This is a genomic window from Mucilaginibacter terrigena (genome assembly GCF_004168255.1).
GTDB classification, from domain to species: domain Bacteria; phylum Bacteroidota; class Bacteroidia; order Sphingobacteriales; family Sphingobacteriaceae; genus Mucilaginibacter; species Mucilaginibacter terrigena.
In genome coordinates this window covers 26,116-45,482 of the sequence record NZ_SEWG01000004.1, presented here as the reverse complement: position 1 = coordinate 45,482, position 19,367 = coordinate 26,116, and the positions used below count along the sequence as shown (strand labels likewise).

The 19,367-nt window shown below is 43.1% G+C and carries 19 protein-coding genes; 6 read left to right on the top strand and 13 right to left on the bottom strand.

Annotated elements, in window-relative coordinates; translation table 11 throughout:
* Positions 1–52 precede the first annotated feature (52 nt).
* Both EWM62_RS10345 and EWM62_RS10340 read left to right on the top strand, forming a co-directional pair.
* Positions 53–559, top strand: a complete 507-nt coding sequence (locus EWM62_RS10345; protein ID WP_129876597.1) for a low affinity iron permease family protein — start codon at positions 53–55, stop codon at positions 557–559.
* Complete coding sequence (locus tag EWM62_RS10340; protein WP_129876596.1) at positions 525–950, top strand: GNAT family N-acetyltransferase; 426 nt, start codon at positions 525–527, stop codon at positions 948–950. The genes EWM62_RS10345 and EWM62_RS10340 overlap by 35 nt, the downstream gene beginning before the upstream one ends.
* A 113-nt stretch (positions 951–1,063) precedes the next feature.
* On the opposite strand, the gene EWM62_RS10335 is transcribed toward EWM62_RS10340, so the two are convergent.
* The 7 genes from EWM62_RS10335 to EWM62_RS10305 form a co-directional block, all read right to left on the bottom strand.
* Complete coding sequence (locus EWM62_RS10335; protein WP_129876595.1) at positions 1,064–1,921, bottom strand: hydroxymethylglutaryl-CoA lyase; 858 nt, start codon at positions 1,919–1,921, stop codon at positions 1,064–1,066.
* A 3-nt stretch (positions 1,922–1,924) separates the two neighbouring features.
* Complete coding sequence (locus EWM62_RS10330; protein ID WP_129876594.1) at positions 1,925–3,238, bottom strand: NAD(P)/FAD-dependent oxidoreductase; 1,314 nt, start codon at positions 3,236–3,238, stop codon at positions 1,925–1,927.
* Positions 3,239–3,423: 185 nt separating this feature from the next.
* Positions 3,424–6,408, bottom strand: coding sequence for a protein translocase subunit SecDF (gene secDF / locus EWM62_RS10325; protein WP_129876593.1), 2,985 nt, complete (start codon positions 6,406–6,408; stop codon positions 3,424–3,426).
* Between the two features lie 114 nt (positions 6,409–6,522).
* Entirely contained in the window at positions 6,523–7,005 is a 483-nt protein-coding gene (locus EWM62_RS10320; protein ID WP_129876592.1) for a dihydrofolate reductase, read from the bottom strand.
* 66 nt (positions 7,006–7,071) lie between these two features.
* A complete protein-coding gene (locus EWM62_RS10315; protein ID WP_129876591.1) occupies positions 7,072–7,257 on the bottom strand; it encodes a hypothetical protein in 186 nt (61 codons plus the stop codon).
* 39 nt (positions 7,258–7,296) lie between these two features.
* The gene (locus tag EWM62_RS10310; protein WP_129876590.1) at positions 7,297–7,683 is read right to left on the bottom strand and encodes a four helix bundle protein; all 387 of its coding nucleotides are present in this window, start codon (positions 7,681–7,683) and stop codon (positions 7,297–7,299) included.
* Between the two features lie 119 nt (positions 7,684–7,802).
* Entirely contained in the window at positions 7,803–8,624 is an 822-nt protein-coding gene (locus EWM62_RS10305; protein WP_129876589.1) for a thymidylate synthase, read from the bottom strand.
* A 187-nt stretch (positions 8,625–8,811) separates the two neighbouring features.
* Between EWM62_RS10305 and ispE the strand changes: the two genes are divergently transcribed.
* Positions 8,812–9,615, top strand: coding sequence for a 4-(cytidine 5'-diphospho)-2-C-methyl-D-erythritol kinase (ispE, locus tag EWM62_RS10300; RefSeq protein ID WP_129876588.1), 804 nt, complete (start codon positions 8,812–8,814; stop codon positions 9,613–9,615).
* Between the two features lie 50 nt (positions 9,616–9,665).
* Here the strand turns inward: ispE and EWM62_RS10295 are convergent, their stop codons facing one another.
* From EWM62_RS10295 to tgt, 4 genes are all read right to left on the bottom strand, one after another.
* A complete protein-coding gene (locus EWM62_RS10295) occupies positions 9,666–9,950 on the bottom strand; it encodes a hypothetical protein (protein WP_129876587.1) in 285 nt (94 codons plus the stop codon).
* Between the two features lie 835 nt (positions 9,951–10,785).
* Positions 10,786–11,688, bottom strand: a complete 903-nt coding sequence (locus EWM62_RS10290) for a DMT family transporter (RefSeq protein ID WP_129876586.1) — start codon at positions 11,686–11,688, stop codon at positions 10,786–10,788.
* Entirely contained in the window at positions 11,688–12,803 is a 1,116-nt protein-coding gene (locus EWM62_RS10285) for an LptF/LptG family permease (protein ID WP_129876585.1), read from the bottom strand. The genes EWM62_RS10290 and EWM62_RS10285 overlap by 1 nt, the downstream gene beginning before the upstream one ends.
* Positions 12,804–13,934, bottom strand: coding sequence for a tRNA guanosine(34) transglycosylase Tgt (gene tgt, locus EWM62_RS10280; protein ID WP_129876584.1), 1,131 nt, complete (start codon positions 13,932–13,934; stop codon positions 12,804–12,806).
* Between the two features lie 203 nt (positions 13,935–14,137).
* On the opposite strand from tgt, the gene EWM62_RS10275 reads away from it, so the two are divergent.
* Genes EWM62_RS10275 through rsmG form a run of 3 tightly spaced genes read left to right on the top strand, consistent with a single transcriptional unit; the run spans position 14,138 to position 16,480 of the window.
* Positions 14,138–15,268 (top strand): glycosyltransferase, encoded by a 1,131-nt coding sequence (locus EWM62_RS10275; protein WP_129876583.1) that lies wholly within the window; start codon positions 14,138–14,140, stop codon positions 15,266–15,268.
* On the top strand, positions 15,259–15,864 hold the full coding sequence (locus tag EWM62_RS10270; protein WP_129876582.1) for an RNA polymerase sigma factor: 606 nt from the start codon (positions 15,259–15,261) through the stop codon (positions 15,862–15,864). The genes EWM62_RS10275 and EWM62_RS10270 overlap by 10 nt, the downstream gene beginning before the upstream one ends.
* Positions 15,854–16,480: a 16S rRNA (guanine(527)-N(7))-methyltransferase RsmG gene (gene rsmG, locus EWM62_RS10265; RefSeq protein ID WP_129876581.1), complete on the top strand. Its 627-nt coding sequence runs from the start codon at positions 15,854–15,856 to the stop codon at positions 16,478–16,480. The genes EWM62_RS10270 and rsmG overlap by 11 nt, the downstream gene beginning before the upstream one ends.
* An 11-nt stretch (positions 16,481–16,491) precedes the next feature.
* Here rsmG and EWM62_RS10260 read toward each other — a convergent pair whose 3' ends face one another.
* Both EWM62_RS10260 and EWM62_RS10255 read right to left on the bottom strand, forming a co-directional pair.
* Complete coding sequence (locus EWM62_RS10260) at positions 16,492–18,891, bottom strand: M56 family metallopeptidase (RefSeq protein WP_129876580.1); 2,400 nt, start codon at positions 18,889–18,891, stop codon at positions 16,492–16,494.
* Positions 18,888–19,265 (bottom strand): BlaI/MecI/CopY family transcriptional regulator, encoded by a 378-nt coding sequence (locus EWM62_RS10255; protein WP_129876579.1) that lies wholly within the window; start codon positions 19,263–19,265, stop codon positions 18,888–18,890. Before EWM62_RS10255 ends, EWM62_RS10260 begins: the two co-directional genes overlap by 4 nt.
* Between the last annotated feature and the right edge of the window lie 102 nt (positions 19,266–19,367).

Sequence of the window (19,367 nt, the reverse complement as noted above, 5' to 3'; positions counted from 1 at the left end):
GTGATAAACATTGGCGGTTTTTTTTAGTTGTAGCTTTAGTAATTATAAAGCTATGAGCGTTCACCATAAAAAAAAGCATTTATTTGAAAGGTTTGCCAACTGGGCTACTGTAGCAACCGGCAGCTCGGGGGCGTTTATTACCGCCATAACCGTAATTATTATCTGGATAGTTACAGGGCCAATTTTCAATTATTCGGATACCTGGCAGCTTATTATTAATACAGGTACAACTATCGTTACCTTTTTAATGGTGTTCCTGATCCAGAAATCGCAGAACAAGGATTCAAAGGCAGTACACCTAAAACTGAACGAATTGCTGGCTTCGCATGCTGGAGCAAGTAACCGCATGGTAAATATTGAGGACCTTACCGAGCAGGAACTTGACCACCTGTATAAATTTTACATTAGATTATCTAAATTAGCCGAGGATGAAGATGATCTTACCTGTACGCATTCGATAGATGCTGCCGAAGAGAATCATAACACCAAGTTATCAGGATACAAATCTAAAAAGCATTATCAAAATGCCACCGAAAGCAGAAGTAAGAAAAGTAAGTGACCCAGCCGACCTTGAAAAAGTATTTGCCATTAGGCGCGAAGTATTTGTTGGCGAACAGAATTGCCCGCCCGAGTTAGAGTGGGAATTTGAAGATGAATCGACCCATTTTTTAGCTACTGTTGATGGGGAACCCGCCGGGGCATCGCGCTGGCGCAAAACCGATAAGGGGTATAAGTTGGAACGATTTGCTGTATTGTCGAAATTTAGAGGGTATGGTGTAGGACAGGAGCTTGTAAAGGCTGTTCTGGCCGATCTGCCTGCCGACGCCACCTACGTTTACCTGCACGCTCAAATACATGCGGTAACCCTTTACGAGCGGTTTGGCTTTGAAAAAACCGGCCCCGAGTTTGAAGAAGCCGGGATAAGGCATTATAAGATGGTGAGGAAGTAATTTCGAATTTCGAATTTTCGATTTCGGATTTATTTGCTACCGCGGGTTTTCAGTCCTTGGCTTGCACCGGGATATACCACGGGATAACGCTGCGCCGATCTCGCGGCAGCGAGTTACCCAAACACTTTTACGGAGTAATCCATCGCTTCGCTTAGTTTGTCTAAATTAAGCCCCAGGTCGATGTTTTGGTGAAGCAGGTATGCTACCAGGTTTTCGGTGGCGATGTTGCCTGTAAGGTCATCTGCGGCCATTGGGCAGCCGCCATAACCTTTTAGGGCCACATCAAACCTGGTACAGCCACTTTCATAAGCGGCATTTATCTTTTCCTGCCAGGTGGCGGGAGTAGAATGCAGATGTACACCAAACTCGGTTATTGCTGATAAATTGACCAGGGCAGGGTACAGGCTGCTTATTTGCTCGGGTGTGGCTACGCCGATGGTATCTGAAAGAGCAATGTAACCAATCCCTTCATCTATCATTTTTTGCGCCCAGTGCTGTACTATTCCGGTATTCCACTCGTCCCCGTAAGGGTTACCAAAACCCATAGACAGGTAAATAAGCAGGCTTTTATTATTAGCGCTACACAATTCGTTTATCCGCTTTACATTATCAAACGCCTGCGCAATGGTTGTATTGGTGTTTCGCAGCTGGAAGGTTTCGGATATGGAAAAAGGATAGCCCAGGTAGTGGATCCCGGGGTGTACAACCGCGTCTTCGGCCCCACGGTAATTGGCTATAATAGCCAGTAACTTCGATTGGGTATTATCCAAATCAAGCTTACTCAAAACTTCGGCGGTATCTCGCAACTGCGGTATGGCTTTTGGCGATACGAAGCTGCCAAAATCAATGGTATCAAAACCCACCTGCAGCAGCAGGTTAATGTATTCGGCCTTAACAGCGGTAGGCACAAAATCATGCAAACCCTGCATGGCATCGCGGGGGCATTCGGTTATTTTAATATGTTCGGCCATTGGTTAATCGGGTTTGGAAACTTGCTCATCCTTCTGTACAAGCTCTTCGCGTTTAAAGTTACGAATTATCAGCCTGCTGCCGCCATTGTAGGTAACGTAACTGGCCACCCAGTTTATAAATACGATAACCCGGTTGCGCCCCCCCATCAGCGATATCAGGTGTACAAACATCCATATCAGCCAGGCAAAAAATCCCTGGAATTTCAGCTTGCCCAGGTCGGCTATGGCCTTGTTGCGGCCTATGGTAGCCAGAGAGCCTTTGTCATTATATTTAAAGGGTACGGTTTGTTCGCCTTTTATCAGCTTGTATATGTTTTTACCCGTGGTTTCGCCCATCTGTATGGCAACCTGCGCCACACCGGGGTGCCCTTTTGGGGTTTCGTCGGTTATCATAGCGGCAACATCACCAATGGCAAATATATTACTGCTGCCCACAACGCGGCAAATGGTATCCGTTTTAATGCGGTTACCTTTTTCAATAGCTTCTTTTGATACGCCATCGGGTACCACTCCCATAACACCTGCACTCCAGATCACGTTTTTGGTAAGGATGCTTTTGCCGCCCTCAAATTTTATCTCGTTGCCATCGTAGCTTTCTACTTTCACATTCAGCAACACTTCCACACCCATGTTTTGGAGAAAATCCTGCGCGGCTTTTGATCCTTCGTCAGAGAAAGGCCCCAGCACCTTAGGTAAAAAGTCTACCAGGTAAACTTTCATCTCGTCCTTCATCAGTTCGGGGTAATCCTTATTCAGCACGTGGTTACGCAGCTCGGCCAGTGCGCCTGCAAGCTCTACACCGGTAGGCCCGGCGCCAACCAGTACGAATGCCAGGTATGGTGCGCGTTCTTCTTTAGATGGCTTTAAAATGGCTTCCTCCAGGTTTTGCAGCACCATGTAGCGCAGGTTAAGCGCTTCGGGGATAGATTTCATGGGCATAGCATAGTGCTCTATCTCTTTATTACCAAAAAAATTAGTGGTTGAGCCCGTCGCGATAACCAGGTAATCATATGCTATTTCGCCAATGGTAGTAATAACGGTATTGCGGTTTGTATCTATCCGGTTAACCTCGGCATGGCGGAACCGCAGGTTTTTTTGCCCGTCGAAATTCTTACGCAGCGAAAAAGCGATCGACTCTGCCTCTAAGCTGCCTGTGGCCACCTGGTACAACAGGGGCTGAAAGGTATGGTAGTTATGCTTATCAATAAGGATCACCTCAACCGGCTTTTCGGCAAGTTGTTTGGCTACCTGCAAACCGCCAAAGCCGCCGCCTATGATAACTACTGTTGGGAATTTTGATGGATCAGTGGGGTTCATGATGCAATGTATGTTAGGCCAGCCCCACCCAAACCTTCTCCGCTAATTAGCGAAAGGTCCTCAATGTTTTTAAAGTCTCTCCGCTAACCAGCGGAGGAGACTTAGAGGGAGCCGGCAGTTGTTTAGTTGTAAAACAAAAAAGGCTCCAAATGTTCTTTGGAGCCTTGTATTTTATGTAAGATGTATTATCTCAGGTCTTTCTTTCCAAAGTCTACTATTACCGGTGTTGCCACGCAGATAGATGAATAAGTACCGAAAATAACACCTATAAGCAATGCAAACGAGAACCCGCGGATAACATCGCCACCAAAAATGAACAGTATCACCAATATTAATACCACGGTAAACGCGGTAATAATAGTACGGCTCAAGGTATTGTTAATAGCATGGTTAATAACCTCTTTAGGGTCATCAGTTTTTGCGTGGTGCAGTTCAAGGAACTCGCGGATACGGTCGAACACTACCACGGTATCGTTTATGGAATAACCTATAACGGTAAGCAGCGCTGCTATAAATGCCTGGTCGATATCTAAAGAGAACGGAAGGATATCTTTAAATAACGAGAAGAACGACAGTACCAGCAATGAATCGTGCGCGGTAGCAACCATCGCACCAAGGCTGAACTGCCATTTACGGAACCTGATCAATATATAAGCAGATATAACGATGATAGCCAAAATTATGGTCCATTTAGCCGAAGCCTTAACTTCGTTAGCTATGGTAGCCTCAACCTTTTGGTGAGCCTCTATCTGTTTTGCTTCAATTTTGGTAGCAGGGTTAGTTGCCAGTGCCTTTATCAGTGCCGTCTGCACTTTAGCATCGGCATCAGGCCCGTTATCATTAATAAGATAATTGGTATTGATGCTCATCTTATTATCAGTACCATAAGTTTTAACTTCGGTACCGCGGCCAAGTGTTGCATCAACAGCATCGTGAATTTCTTCGGTAGTTACCGGATGGGTAAACTTAATGATGTAAGTATGGCCGCCGCCAAAGTCTACGCCATAGTTAAAACCGCGTGTTACCATTGATACCAAACCGGCAGCAATGAATATCCCCGAGAAGGCATAGAACTTAAAGCGGTTTTTTACGAACGCGTAGTTTGCATTTTTAAAGGTATGTGAGCTCCATGGGCGTGAGAAGGTAATGTCCCAGCCTCTTTCAAGCATAAACTCAAATATCAGCCTTGAAATTAACAATGAGCAGAACAGGGTGGTAACAATACCGATCATTAAAGTGGTTGCGAAACCCTGGATAGGGCCGCTGCCGAATAAGAATAAGATCACACCTGTTAAGAATGTACTGATGTTGGCATCAAGGATAGAAGGTAAAGCGTGTTTAAAACCATCGGCAACCGCTATGCGGATAGATTTGCCTAAGCCAAGTTCTTCGCGTACACGTTCGTAAACCAATACGTTAGCATCAACAGCCACACCTAATATCAGGATGATACCCGCTATACCCGGCAGTGTTAATACAGCACGCAGGCTCACCAGTACCCCCATCAGGAAAAATACGTTTATCAATACCGCTACTACGGCAACCGTACCGGCACGTTTGTAGTAAGCTATCATGAAGATAAGGATCACCACCAAACCTAATACGCATGATAATAAACCGGCGTTGATAGCTTCCTGGCCTAAAGACGGACCTACAACGGCCTCGCCAATGATCCGGGCAGGTGCAGGTAAACGGCCTGCTTTTAGTATGTTGGCTAAATCCTTGGTATCTTCAAGCGTGAAGTTACCACCCGATATTGACGATACGCCACCAGATATTTCGTTTTGAACATTAGGGGCCGAGTAAACGTTATCATCCAACACAATGGCTATAGCCCGTTTATTGGCACCGGCAGATGCTTCGGCGGTAACGGTTTTCCATTTTGCGGCACCCTGCGAGTTCATGTACATAGTAACCTCGTAGCCGCCTTTCATCTGGTCTACATCGTTACGGGCATCGTTTATAACATCTCCTGATAGTACAGGGCCGTTTTCGGCACCCGAAAGTTTAATAGCATACAGTTCAAATACCTTTGAATTTTTAATTGGCTTAACGCTCCAAAGGACTTTCATGTTCTGCGGGATAACAGATTTGATATCCGCGCTGCGCAGGTAGCTGTTAACTTTGGCAGTATCTTTTTGGGCGGTGTATCCAACAATTGGGCCGGGGCTTAATTGCTGCTGGCCGGTTTGATCCTGGTAGGTAACCGGCGACAAAACCGCGAACAGCGGGTTAGCAGCCAGTTGGGTTTTATTTAAAGCGGCCGAATCTTTATTGGTGCTGTTTTTTAATTTGTTTACTAAAGAGTTTGCTTGTTTAGCGGCAGCAGTAGTATCTTTTGCATTGGCTGCAATTTTAGCTGTATCGGCCTTAACAGTATCTTTTTTTACAGCAGTAGCTTTATTTTTAGCAGCTAAAAGGCCGTTAATGTTGTTTAACAAACCGTAAACCTCGCTATTATCAAAAGTTTGATAGAACTCAAGCTTGGCCGAACCTTGTAAAAGTTTACGAACACGTTCAGGCTCTTTAACACCAGGCAGCTCGATCAAGATACGGTTGGTGCTTTTTTGCAGCTGAATGTTTGGCTGGGTAACACCAAATTGGTCGATACGGGTGTGTAGTACCGTGTATGATTGCTGCACCGCTGTATTTGCCTGGTCTTTAAGATAAGCCTCTACATCGCTGTTTGATGAATTGAACTTTAGTTTGTCCTGGTTATTGCTGTTGGCAAAAATGGCCGCAAGCTTGGCATTTGGTGCCAGTTTCTCATACTCGTCAACAAAAAGTGTGATGTAATCTTTTTGCTCGGTAATGCTCCTTGCCTGCGCATTTGTCAACGCCTGGTTAAAGGCCGGGTCGGCGTTATTGTTTGATAACGATGTAACCAGTTCGCGCAACGATATTTGCATCGTAACGTTCATACCTCCTTTTAAATCGAGGCCCAGGGCAAGTTCCCGCTCTACACAATATTGGTAGGTGTGGTTAAGCACCGGGTAAACCGGTAATGTTGAAACAGAATCGAGATAAGCTGTGTACTTTGCAGGATCGCCTTTGGCATACGCCTTAGCATCCTTCTCAACTTTATGGGCCACCCATGTGAATGAAAACTGGTATAAACATACCACAGCCAGCAGAATGGCGAAAAATTTGATAACCCCTTTACCTTGCATCGCGAATTAAATATGTAATTAATTAGTTTATAAGCTTTTTAAATAAGACGGCAAATCTAATAAAATTTCACAAGCATGAAATTTTTAATTGAAACAAAATATTCTGTGTTTTTGTTAACGGCGGTTTAGTGTGATAAATGAATAGGGGAGCGGGTTTTTTTCGTCCGGCTCGTTGTATACGCGGCTGGCCTCGTCCCACTTCAGGTAGTCGATCTCGGGGAAAAAGGTATCCGCTTCAAAATCCTTGTGTACAATTGTTAAATAAATGCGGTCGGTTTTGTCCATTGCTTGCCTGTAAATTTCGGCACCGCCGCCAATAAACACTTCGTCCTCGTGTGCGCAAAGCGATAAACCTTCGTCAATTGATTTTACAACCTCGCAGCCGGGGATCTCTATATCCTGCCGGGTTACCACAATATTGCGGCGGTTAAGCAGCGGCCGGCCTACCGATTCATAAGTTTTTCGCCCCATAATAATGGTACGGCCTGATGTGATCTGCTTAAAATGTTTCAGATCGTTTGGCATATGCCACAGCAACTGGTTGTTTTTACCAATGGCGTAATTTTGGGCTATGGCTACTATGATGGAAATTGTCATTGGGTCATTGGGTCATTGGGTCATTAAGTCATTGATGTTTCAATCACTTTAATGATCTCAAACAATTTAATCAGAAAGTTTTTTTAATAACTCGTAATCTTCTTTAATGATTTGTTCAACTAATTTTCTGCGCTTATCTTGAGCAGCGGTTTCGCTAAATTCTGTTATTAAAGCTAACGCTTCTGGTAACTTATCTTCCGGTAGTTGATCAATTATTTTTGTGATTTTTTCTTTTATCTCAGCAGTCTTCATACGCATCGATTTAGGTCATTGAGTCATTGGGTCATTGGGTCATTGGGTCATTGTTGGATTCTCAATAATCTTCTTACCAATATATTTTATATAGATGTTTAATTTATGATGAATGGTTTCTAACTCTTTTATAAGTTCCAGATGCTTTTCTTCAGATATCAAATTTCTTACAAGGCATTTATTTAACCATCCTTTTGTTTCTATTGATGATCCTCTGCTAAAATAACAGAAGTTTTTATTTTCCTTATAATGAAATCTCCCAAAGCCTTCTGCAATATTAGCGCTGATAGAATCTGCTGATCTTGCAATTTGTTTGCCAACCGTATCCTTAGCGAAGTAATCCCATTTCAGAACCAAGAACCATATTTTATTAGAGAAGCTATCTGCTAAGGTATAAATTTCCAAATCCTCTATTCTATTACCCATTGTTGAAATTAATAAGTAATAAAGAAACAAACTCTTTTAGAAATATCAAATTCGCTTAATGACCCAATGACCCAATGACCCAATGACCCAATGACCCAATGACCCAATGACCCAATGACCTAAACCGCAACAACCCCCTTAATATGCGGGTGCGGGTCATAATTCTCCAACGTGAAATCTTCATACTTAAACCCAAAAATGTCTTTCACATCAGGGTTGATCTTCATCGTCGGTAAAGGCCTTGGGTCGCGGCTTAGTTGCAGGCGGGCCTGCTCCAGGTGGTTATTGTAAATATGGGCGTCGCCAAAGGTGTGGATAAAGTCGCCATAGTCAAGGTCGCATACCTGCGCCATCATCATGGTGAGCAGCGCGTATGATGCAATGTTAAAAGGTACCCCTAAAAATATATCGGCGCTGCGCTGGTAAAGCTGGCACGATAACTTACCGCGTGTCTCGCCTTTCGAAGCATCCGCCGGCTGCACATAAAATTGGAACAAACTATGGCAGGGCGGCAACGCCATCTGGTTAACATCGGCGACGTTCCATGCCGATACCATCATGCGGCGCGAGTCCGGGTTGTTTTTAATCTGATCTACCACCTGGGTTATCTGGTCGATATGCCCGCCATCGGGTGTTGGCCAACTGCGCCACTGGTAACCGTACACCGGGCCAAGATTACCGTTCTCGTCGGCCCACTCGTCCCAAATGCGTACGCCGTTATCTTTTAAGTACTGGATGTTGGTATCGCCGGTTAAAAACCAGATGAGTTCGTGGATGATAGATTTTAGGTGAAGCTTTTTGGTGGTCACCATCGGGAAGCCATCCTGCAGGTTAAAGCGCATCTGGTAGCCAAACACGCTTAAGGTGCCTGTACCGGTGCGGTCATGCTTTTGCGCTCCGTTCTCCATCACATGCTGCATCAGGTCGAGGTACTGTTTCATTTTTTTAAATTTTTGTCATTAAGTCATTCGCTTCGCTGTCATTGAGTCATTGGCTTTCATTACCCGTATTCGATAATAATGACTCAATGACCTAATGACTCAATGACGATTAAATGCAAATAAAAATAATCTATTTTTGGTATCCTACTGATGTGTATAAATACATGCGGTGTTAATTGAATTTTTGATGATAGTATTCCCCAACGCGAAAATAAATATTGGCCTTAACATTATTGCCCGCCGGCCCGATGGTTACCACGACCTGGAAACTGTTTTTTACCCCGTTAAAATTAACGATGTGCTGGAAGTGGTAGAGGCCGATAAATTAAGTTTCGAATCGTCGGGCCTGGATATCCCCGGCAGGATGGAGGACAACCTTTGCATCAAGGCTTATCACCTGTTAAAAAAAGACCACGACCTGCCGCCGGTAAAAATTTTTCTGGAGAAGAATATCCCCATAGGCGCGGGGCTTGGCGGCGGATCGGCCGATGCAGGATTTTTTATCAAACTGATGAACGATAAATTTGGGCTGGGCTTAACGGACGACAGGATGGAAGACTACGCCAGGATATTGGGTGCCGACTGCGCTTTTTTTATCCGCAACAAACCTGTGTTCGCGTTTGAGAAGGGGGATGAGTTTGAACCCATCGATCTCGACCTATCTGCTTACAAAATTGTATTGGTGATGCCGGATGAGCATGTATCAACCGCAGAAGCTTACAGAGGCGTAAAACCGGCCCCTGTTCGCGATTCGTTATACGACCTTGTAAAAACGCCCTTAACGGCATGGAGAGGGCACATTAAGAATGATTTTGAGGGGCATATATTTCGCGATCATCCCGTTATACGTGGCGTAAAAGCAGAACTGTACGAGCACGGCGCCATATACGCGAGTATGAGCGGGAGTGGAGCATCTGTTTTTGGGATTTTTGAGAACACGCCAAACCTCGACGACATGAAAGAAAATTACCAGGTTTTCGAAAATGTGTAAATAACGAAGCGGCAGGTGCTATCTCATATCTAAGGTCTCATATCTCAAATCTAATCTCTGCTGATATAATCCCTGTCTTCGTCACTTAGTGTATTTTTATCTTCGCCGGCGTGCAGCTCGTCGTAGTGTTCGCCAATGTTGTATTTTTTATCTTTTGGCCTGCCGACTAACACGCCAAGGATAAAGGCAATCACCGCTACAAAAGTAAGTACCGTAACTTTCGAGATGCTTTTCTTCACAAACAAAATAGTGAACCACGCGGGGTCGGTGTTTTGCATAATAACAATGGTAAGCAATACCACAATTACCAGCGCGAAAATATTTTTGATGCTCATGATCGTCTTCCGGTTTTAGTTTCTACAATATGCAATTTTTAAATGTTTTTTAAAAGCGCGGTATTTGCCCGGATGGGAGAGAAGCTAAAAAATATTTAACAAAGCAATGAGTGGTTCCATTCCTGCAATTTTAATTTGAAAAATCCGGACATCTTAAAAAGTCTCTCGCGCAAAATTTTTTTTTGCCGGTGAGATATTGCAAGGTTTTTTTGGCACGATGATGGCATACTAAACTTTATCAGGCGTTGATTTTTAAGCTTTCGATTTGCTTAAAATTATATTTCTGTATACAAGCCGCACTACTCCCCCGATATTTTAAAAATCTCATAATTCGGGTTCGGTACACTTTCATCAAAAATTTGGTTGTTTTAATAGAGTAAACTATAGTGTTATATAGCCACACTTAAATACCTCATTTATATATATTTAAGCAATCTATTTATTCAATTGAAACCCTTATGCTATTTTTATTAGCATTTTGATTTTTTAAATATGCTTTTTACCTTAATAAATTATTTATATAACATACATATATAGTTGATTATTAATTTAATAATATTTTATTTAGTTTGACGATTTTATTATAAATTTGAAAAATTAAGGGGTTTTTGAAGGTGTTTATAACTAAATATTAATTAGCTATCCAATACACTATTTGATTTTTGAATTTGCCCCGGTTTTGAGCGAAATATTACTGACGGGAAATAACACCCTAAAAATCCAGCGTGGCCTGTAAGGGCTAAAAATGCCTTTAATTTGAATGCGTACTGTACCCCTACCCCGCGGTGGGTTGGGCGAGAAGCATCCTGTTTAATAAAGATTATACGATCAGAATTTAACGCGCACGGCGCCTGGCCACCTGTTTTTGGGCAACAGGGAATAGGAAGATAGTTGACAATATTATTATTGAACCTACCCAAAAACCTGCCGACATTTTATTCATATCGCCAAAAAAAAGGAAGGCCATAATGATGCCGTACACTGGTTCCAGGTTGGTGATAAGCGCAACCCGGAAGGCCGAAAGCTCGCGCATTACAGATACACCGGCAACATATGCAAGCGATGTGCACACCGTTCCAAGTAATATCAGGTAGCCGATATCCGCAGGCCTGGGGATAACAAAATTGGTAATGCCACCGGTGATAAGCAGGTAAATGGTGATCCATAATAATGCGCCGCTAAGCTCGTAAAAGGCTATCACGGGGGCTTCGTGTTGCTTTACCTGGCGGCCATTTATAATGGCAAAAAGGCTTGCAAGCACTGCGCTTGTAAGCCCGGCTATGATACCCTTAGTGTATTGTGTTTCAAATTTAAATATCAAAACTATGCCGGTTATTATAAAAATACCGGCGATGATCTCCATTTTTGAGATGGCTTTTTTATTAATTATAGGCTCGAAAATGGCTGTAAAAAGGGTGATCGAAGACAGGCAAACCAATGTTACCGGCACGGTTGAAAGCTTTATTGAAGCGAAGAAAAGGATCCAGTGACCGCCCACCAAAGCGCCTGTAAGCATCAATTTCAGTACCGTATTACGGTTAACTTTAAACGCCGTTTTGTTAAATTTGAAGTATAAAAACAACGATAAACTGGCAATTAATACGCGGTACCAAACCAAATTTACCGCCGAAATGGAGATCAATTGACCCAATATCCCGGTAAACCCCCATATAAAAACAGTAAAATGTAGTATTAAAAGGTTCTTGTTTACGCCTGTATTATTGCTTAAAGCAGTCATTATTTTGGCGCTTTAAGTAGCAGGATATAACCCAGTGTGCCAAATATTATATTAGGCATAAGCACTGCCGTAAGTGGCGGGAAGCCGCCTTTAATGGCAAATACCAGGGCAAATTTATTTACTACAATGTATGTAAAGCATATAAAAATACCTATCCCCAAGGGTAACCCAACACCCCCGCGTACCTTTCTGGATGCTATGGCAACGCCGATACAGGTTAATACAAACGAGGATAAAGGCTCTACAAAGCGGCGGTATTTCTCAAATAGCATATCGGTAATTACACCGGTACTGCGCGTTTTTTCTTTCTCGATACCCTTGTTTAAAGCAGAAAGCGACATGGCGCTATAGATGTTGCTAACCACATTATCGTGGGCTTCAAAATCAACCGGGCGCATATCTAAAACCGTATCAAGGTTTGGTAAATTAGATTTGAAAGTTTCTTTTAAACCGTTTACATAACGGATAGACGGCATGTTAAGGGTCCACCTGTTTTTAAGCGAATCGTATTTGATACTAAGGGATGTAAGTTTTTCCTTTAGTTCGTCGCCATCAAATTTTTCAAGAGTGAAATTATAGCCCGTTTGCAGGTCGGGGTCGTACCTTTGCAGGTAAACAAAGGTTCTTTTATCCAGCTGAATGTGTACCTCACTTTTTGATGGATCGTCGTTTTTAAAAAAATGAGCGCTTTCAAAAGCAATCTTCAGCTTGTTGGTAAAAGGTAAAAGATAAATATTGGCAAATAACGATACCGTAAATATCAACGCTGCCGATAGTGCGTAAGGCCTTAAAAAACGGTAAAAGCTGGCGCGGCTTGTTAAAATAGGGACTATTTCTGTTTGGTTGGCCATTTTAGCTGTAAAAAATATAACAGCCAAAAAGTTGATCAACGGCGATAGCAGCATCAAATAGAAGGGGATAAACCCGGCATAATAAGTAAAAACTATTTCGTTTAGGGACGAATCCTCCCCTAAAAAATTATCAAGGTGCTCGGATATATCAAATACAACCGATATCACCATAAAAATGCCCAGCGTAAACACAAAGGTGCCCAAGTATTTTTTGATGATATACCGGTCAATAACGGTTAAATATCGATGTAGGAATCGCCTCATTTATAATCTTTGGCCTAAACGGTTTACCATAATTTTCTTCCACTCGTAAAACTCACCGGCAACAATTTTATTGCGTGCTTCTTTAACTAACCATATGTAAAAGTGCAGGTTATGCAATGTAGCAATTTGCGCGCCCAACATCTCACCGCTATGGATCAAATGGCGTAAATATGCTTTTGTATAACAAGTATCCGAATATAGGTCGCTACCAGCTTCTATAGGCGTAAAATCGTTCTTCCACTTTTCGTTTTTGATGTTGATAATGCCATCCCTGGTAAACAGCATACCGTTACGGGCATTGCGGGTAGGCATAACGCAGTCAAACATATCAATCCCTAAAGCAATGTTTTCCAGTATGTTAACCGGTGTGCCCACGCCCATTAAATAACGGGGTTTATGCTCCGGTAATATATTACAAACTACCTCTGTCATAGCGTACATCTCTTCGGCCGGTTCGCCTACGCTCAGGCCGCCAATGGCATTGCCCTCGCGCTCAAACGATGCGATAACTTCGGCCGAACGTATCCGCAGATCTTTATAAACCGATCCCTGCACTATAGGGAACAGCGTTTGGCCATAGCCATATTTAGGCTGGGTGGTATCAAAGCGGTCGCAGCAGCGTTTAAGCCAGCGGTGCGTCATCTCTATCGAGCGTTTGGCATAGTTATAATCGCAGGGGTAGGGCGTACACTCATCAAAAGCCATGATGATATCGGCACCTATAATGCGCTGGATATCCATCACATTTTCGGGCGTGAACAGGTGTTTTGAACCATCCACATGAGAGCGGAAGGTTACACCCTCTTCCTTTATCTTGCGCACATCCGTAAGCGAATACACCTGGTAACCGCCGCTATCAGTTAAAATCGGGCCGTCCCAGCCGTTAAATTTATGCAGGCCACCGGCCTGTTCAATAGTGTTTAGCCCCGGCCTTAGGTATAAGTGATAGGTATTGCCTAATATGATCTGGGCCTTAATATCGTCCTTCAGCTCGCGTTGGTGTACGGCTTTTACTGTGCCGGCTGTGCCAACAGGCATAAAAATAGGCGTTTGTATAACCCCGTGGTCTGTAGTAAGCTCGCCCGCCCGGGCCTTGGAAAGAGGATCTTGTGCTTGTAAAGTAAATTTCATGTAGTGGTGCAAAATTAACAAAAGCTACCTTATTGTTGTAATGTTTGAAGGTTGTAAAGTTGTAATGTTAATGCTGAGAGTCGAATGTTTTGCACAATTTGATAAAGTAATGCCATTAACATAAAATATGTTAACATTTCAACCTTAAAACGTTACAACATTACAACCTTTTTTATCAAATTTGCACCTTATTATCAAGGGGTTTGGAAGCTTACATTCACGAGGCGTTATTTGTTCTGTTTCAGCTATGTTTTATTGTTCAGCTGTATTACCTGTTAAGTAACCACAGCCGGCTCACTCGTTATACCCCCAATGAGGCCCCGATGGCTACCGGGGTACCGCTATCCGTACCTATTTCTGTTATCATCAGTGCCCGTAACGAGGCCCGTAACTTAACCGAAAACCTGCCTTATATACTGCAGCAGAACTACCCCGATTATGAAGTGGTGGTGATAAACGATTGCTCTACCGATGAATCGGACATGATACTGCTGGAGATAAAACAGGAGTTTCCGCACCTTAAGGTGGTAACTATTACAGAGCACCAGCGTTATAAAACCGGAAAAAAATTCGCCCTTACATTAGGCATTAAAGCGGCTAAGAACGAACACCTTTTGTTTACCGATGCCGATTGCAAGCCAGCCACATTAAACTGGATAACCCGCATGGCAGCCGGTTTTACAGGTAACACGCAAATTGTTTTAGGCTACTCGCCATATACACGCACCGGTAATTTTTTAAACCCTTTTATCCGGTTCGAGACCTTAAAAACGGCTATAAATTACCTGTCAGCGGCTTTGAACGGTGATGCATATATGGGTATAGGGCGTAACCTTGCCTATACCAAATCACTGTTTTTTGGGGCTAAGGGGTTTGCATCGCATATGCATGTTATATCTGGCGACGACGACCTGTTTGTAAACCAAAACGCTACAGCCGATAATACTGCTATTGAGATACACCCCGATACCTTTACTTATACCGATGCCAAAACTACACTGGGCGGTTGGTTCAGGCAAAAAAAGAGGCATATGGGGGTAGGCAAGCTATACAAAAACAACCATAGGCGCATGCTAAGTTTTGATGCGGTTAGCGGTTTTTTGTTTTATGTTTTATTTATATTGTGCCTTGTATTTAAATTCGAACCTATATTAGCCTTAGGTGTTTTTATTTTTAGATGGATGCTGCAGCTGCTTGTGTACCGTAAGATATTTAAGAAACTGGATAGCGGCGATATGCTATGGGCCTTGCCTTTTTTTGATATGATATATTATATATATTTAAACGTGTTTGGATTGATTGGTACTTTTATTAAAACCACACGATGGAAATAAATAAACATTTCACCGAAAATGCAAAGAACGATTTCCATCTGGTGGTAAAGGCGAGAGCGGGTAACCAAAAAGCCTATGCCGACCTGATGCACCGCTATAAAGATTCTATTTACTTTATGGTGCTTAAAATGGTTAACAACAAAGAGGACGCTATGGACCTTACTGTTGAAACCTTTGCCAAGGCGTTTGAAAAGCTGGAGAAGTACCAGCCCGAATATGCATTTAGCACCTGGCTTTTTCGCGTGGCTACCAACAATTGTATCGATTTTATCCGCAAGAAAAAGCTTAACACGCAATCGATACACGGGATGATGGATGAAGATGGTGATGAAAAACCCCTTCAGATAAGATCTGACGGCTTAAACCCCGAGGAAACATCCATCAAAAAACAACAGACCGAAGAACTTAAATTACTGATAGAAAGCCTGCCAATACGCTACCGTAACCTGATAACGCTGCGCTATTTCGACGAACTATCGTACGAGGAGATAGCCCAGCAGCTTGACCTGCCCCTGGGCACGGTTAAGGCGCAATTGTTCAGGGCCCGGTACCTTTTAGGTAATATCATAAACCGATATAACAAGGATGACATCTGAGATCCTGCTCAAATATTTCCCGGATATAACTGCTGAGCAGCAGGCGCAATTTGCGCAATTGCATGAACTTTACATTTTTTGGAACAGCCAGATCAACGTGATATCCCGCAAGGATATCGACCTGTTGTACGAACGCCATGTGCTGCACTCGTTAGGGATAGCCAAGGTAATGGCTTTTTTGCCCGGCGAAAATGTGTTGGATGTGGGTACAGGCGGCGGTTTCCCGGGCATCCCGCTGGCTATACTTTTTCCCGAAACCAACTTCCACCTGGTTGATTCTATCGGCAAAAAAATAAAGGTGGTTAACGAGGTAGCAAAAGCATTGGGGCTTAAAAACGTAAGGGGCACCCATGCCCGTGCCGAAGAAATTAAGCAGCAGTTTGATTTTGTGGTATCGCGCGCGGTAACACAGCTTAAAGATTTTTACCCATGGGTGAAGGGCAAGTTCAGCAAACAATCGAACAACCAATTACCTAACGGGATATTATATTTAAAAGGCGGTGACCTTACACAAGAAATTGCCGAAGCGGGTTTAGCCGTTCAGCAATATCATCTCAAAGATTACTTTGAGGAGGAGTTTTTTGAGACCAAACAGGTGATCTACGTAAAGGGGTAGCAGTCAATAGCTTAATTTACAGATCCAGCCACTACAACTTCTCCTATAAAATTAGGCATATTTACGTCTTCGTCGGTTAAAGGTTTTGGCGAAAAAAACTTTTTACCCCCTTCTTCATCTACCAGCATAAAGGTAACCACTATTTTATATTTGCCCGGCGCTTTATCAATGGTATTGCTGTAAGTGCTTAATGCCCTTGCAGCCTCTGCATCACAGCGGGAATCAAATCCTTTTTCAACTTTAACGTCGGCTACTTTATGGTCATTATTAATAACCAGCGATAATAATACATGTCCGTTGATCTTATTATCACGGGCTATAGATGGGTAGCGGGTGTGTTTTGTCACATATTTCATAAGGTCCTCGTAAACACTTTCAAACGGCGGCGGCGGTGGCGGCGGCGTATTGTTTAATCGGGCTACTGCAGGCGGCGGTAGCTTTATCTGATCAACCACTCTCTTTTTAGGGGGTGCAGGTGGTGGTGGCGGAAGTTTTATCCGGTCGGCCTTTACCACTTTGGCCGGCTTATCGGGCACCACTACCGGTGGCGGAAGTTTTATCTGATCTTTTAACTTTTTAGGCGGTGCAGGCGGTGGCGGCGGCGGTATGCTCATCATTTTTCTTTGTTGAGGTGTTAATCCTAACACTCCTAATTGGCCCACGTAAGCATTACCGCTTGCGGCTGGTCCGTTAAGTTTAACAGTTTTGCCGGGCATGAAAAACACAACATCGGCTTTGTAGCTGCCCGCTTTATCTTTTATTGGGAAAGGAAAAGAAAGCGCGGCTTTTTCAAATGCTTCAACAAAGCCGCTGCCATCATTTTTAGAAGCTGTTACCTCTACTATCTTCCCTTTTTCATCAATTTTTAAAGTCGCAATAAACGAGTCGCCAACTTTTTTATCAAGCGCTGCCTTAGGATAAGTAGTTTTTTGGCTGATGTATTGTGCCAACTGCCCAAAGGCTTCCTTAACAAAAACAGGCGGCGGGGGTGGTGCTAACATACCGCCTGTTGGAGCCGGGTGTGGAGTGTTGGCCCGTTTTACAAAGCCTGCCATGTCGTAGTTAAAAAACTTATAGCCAAATTTATCATTTAGCATTTTACGCTCGGCGGGGGTAGCATCCGTGCTGTTGTAAATGGTTGTTTTACCACTTTTATCGGTTAATGTCAGCGTAAAATATTCCGTCTTTTTATTGATGAGGTAACCATTTTCCTGTAAAACGTAGCCATCTTTAAAAATTGCAGGCGGGCGGGCGGCAAATGCCGTATCAGGGGTTCCGTTTGTTACCAGGGGTACCTGCATTTTGGTTTTACTGTCAACATCAATAACCTCAACTTTAAGCTTACGCACTTTCATGATATGGGCTATATCCGCATCTGTTATAGTGGCAGCGTAGTACATTTTTTTAACGCCGTTCTCGGTAAAAGACAAGTTGTCCGAGTAGGCGGTAATGTCCCGGTCTGTTATCTTAAAGTACTTGATCAGGCCGGGCTTGGCTGCAGCGGCCCTATGCGGGGCCAGGTCTATCACCCCATAATCTTTACTAAACACCAGTGTTGATGCGCACAGCATCCCCGCGCAAAGCGGCAGCGCTGCCAGGTACTTTAGCCTTGCTAACTTACCCGATCGGTTTTTGTTTAACATAATTATCCTCTTTTTTAACAGGTTATAATTGAAAAATGAATGCGCTATAGATGAACCCTGTATGCCATAAGCATTGTTCAGTAAAAAAGAGGAGTAGGCGAGCGCGTCATGCCCGTTCGCGGCGGTTTGCTCATCAGCAATATATTCGTGTATGGTTTTCAGGCTGCGCTGGGTAAGGTAGATGAATGGGTTAAACCAGTTGATCACCTTTAGTACCTCCATGAAAATAATATCTACCGAATGTTTTTGGCGTATGTGCACCAGTTCGTGCGCTATAATGGTTTCGGCCTGCGGTATATTGCTGCCTATGTACAGGTAATTAAAAAATGAAAAGGCCGTATTCTCATCATTCAAATGAATAAGTTTATACTGATCCTTATACATAGAATGGTTATTGCGGGTAATGATATACAGTTTGCGCAAACGAAACAGCAATACCAGCAGTGCGGCAACCGCGCCACATACGTACAGGTACACAATGGCATCATCAAACGTAAGGTGCTCTACGGGCGGGGTTATTTTTATTTGCTGCACATGTACCGGGATAGCGGTTGCCTGTATAACAGGTTCCGAAATTTGGATTTCAGGCATAACGGGTTTAAGGATACTTAACTGTGTAACCGGCAAAATAAAAGCCATTACACAGCTAAATATCAAATAAACACGGCCCAGCATGTAGTGGGTATCGCGGTTTAAGAACAGGCAATAACACAAATAAAATACACCCAGGTATATATTTGCCTCGATAAGGTAATGCAGCCAGCTCATTTTTTTTGAGATTTAAGTTTATTAATTAACTCGGTCAATTCATCCAGTTCCTTAAGGCCCAGGTCTTTTTCGTCGGCTATGAACGATACCAGGCTTTTGTAGGAGTTATCAAAATAATTGCTCATCAGCTTATCAAACGTAAACTTTTTGTAATCATCCTCGCTAACGAGCGGGAAGTAAACATGCGAGTTACCGTAAGCTTTATGGTCTATAAAACCCTTACCTTCCAGTACGCGCACTACCGTTGATACCGTGTTATAAGCTGGTTTTGGTTCGGGGATCTTCTCCAAAATATCCTTTACTATTCCTTCGTTCAGTTGCCACAGTATCTGCATGATCTGTTCTTCGGCTTTGGTGAGTTCTTTTAGTTTCATAGCAAACTATTTTTATAGTTAGGCTAAGGTAAAACTATTTTTATAGTTTGCAAACTATTTTTGTAGTTTTTGTAAGATTATTTTTAAGCAAATATATTTCAC

Bases quoted from the DNA above. Each gene is read 5' to 3' on its own strand.
- EWM62_RS10345 (WP_129876597.1), top strand. From the start codon at position 53: ATGAGCGTTCACCATAAAAAAAAGCATTTATTTGAAAGGTTTGCCAAC.
- EWM62_RS10340 (WP_129876596.1), top strand. From the start codon at position 525: ATGCCACCGAAAGCAGAAGTAAGAAAAGTAAGTGACCCAGCCGACCTT.
- EWM62_RS10335 (WP_129876595.1), bottom strand. From the start codon at position 1,921: ATGGCCGAACATATTAAAATAACCGAATGCCCCCGCGATGCCATGCAG.
- EWM62_RS10330 (WP_129876594.1), bottom strand. From the start codon at position 3,238: ATGAACCCCACTGATCCATCAAAATTCCCAACAGTAGTTATCATAGGC.
- secDF (WP_129876593.1), bottom strand. From the start codon at position 6,408: ATGCAAGGTAAAGGGGTTATCAAATTTTTCGCCATTCTGCTGGCTGTG.
- EWM62_RS10320 (WP_129876592.1), bottom strand. From the start codon at position 7,005: ATGACAATTTCCATCATAGTAGCCATAGCCCAAAATTACGCCATTGGT.
- EWM62_RS10315 (WP_129876591.1), bottom strand. From the start codon at position 7,257: ATGAAGACTGCTGAGATAAAAGAAAAAATCACAAAAATAATTGATCAA.
- EWM62_RS10310 (WP_129876590.1), bottom strand. From the start codon at position 7,683: ATGGGTAATAGAATAGAGGATTTGGAAATTTATACCTTAGCAGATAGC.
- EWM62_RS10305 (WP_129876589.1), bottom strand. From the start codon at position 8,624: ATGAAACAGTACCTCGACCTGATGCAGCATGTGATGGAGAACGGAGCG.
- ispE (WP_129876588.1), top strand. From the start codon at position 8,812: ATGATAGTATTCCCCAACGCGAAAATAAATATTGGCCTTAACATTATT.
- EWM62_RS10295 (WP_129876587.1), bottom strand. From the start codon at position 9,950: ATGAGCATCAAAAATATTTTCGCGCTGGTAATTGTGGTATTGCTTACC.
- EWM62_RS10290 (WP_129876586.1), bottom strand. From the start codon at position 11,688: ATGACTGCTTTAAGCAATAATACAGGCGTAAACAAGAACCTTTTAATA.
- EWM62_RS10285 (WP_129876585.1), bottom strand. From the start codon at position 12,803: ATGAGGCGATTCCTACATCGATATTTAACCGTTATTGACCGGTATATC.
- tgt (WP_129876584.1), bottom strand. From the start codon at position 13,934: ATGAAATTTACTTTACAAGCACAAGATCCTCTTTCCAAGGCCCGGGCG.
- EWM62_RS10270 (WP_129876582.1), top strand. From the start codon at position 15,259: ATGGAAATAAATAAACATTTCACCGAAAATGCAAAGAACGATTTCCAT.
- rsmG (WP_129876581.1), top strand. From the start codon at position 15,854: ATGACATCTGAGATCCTGCTCAAATATTTCCCGGATATAACTGCTGAG.
- EWM62_RS10260 (WP_129876580.1), bottom strand. From the start codon at position 18,891: ATGAGCTGGCTGCATTACCTTATCGAGGCAAATATATACCTGGGTGTA.
- EWM62_RS10255 (WP_129876579.1), bottom strand. From the start codon at position 19,265: ATGAAACTAAAAGAACTCACCAAAGCCGAAGAACAGATCATGCAGATA.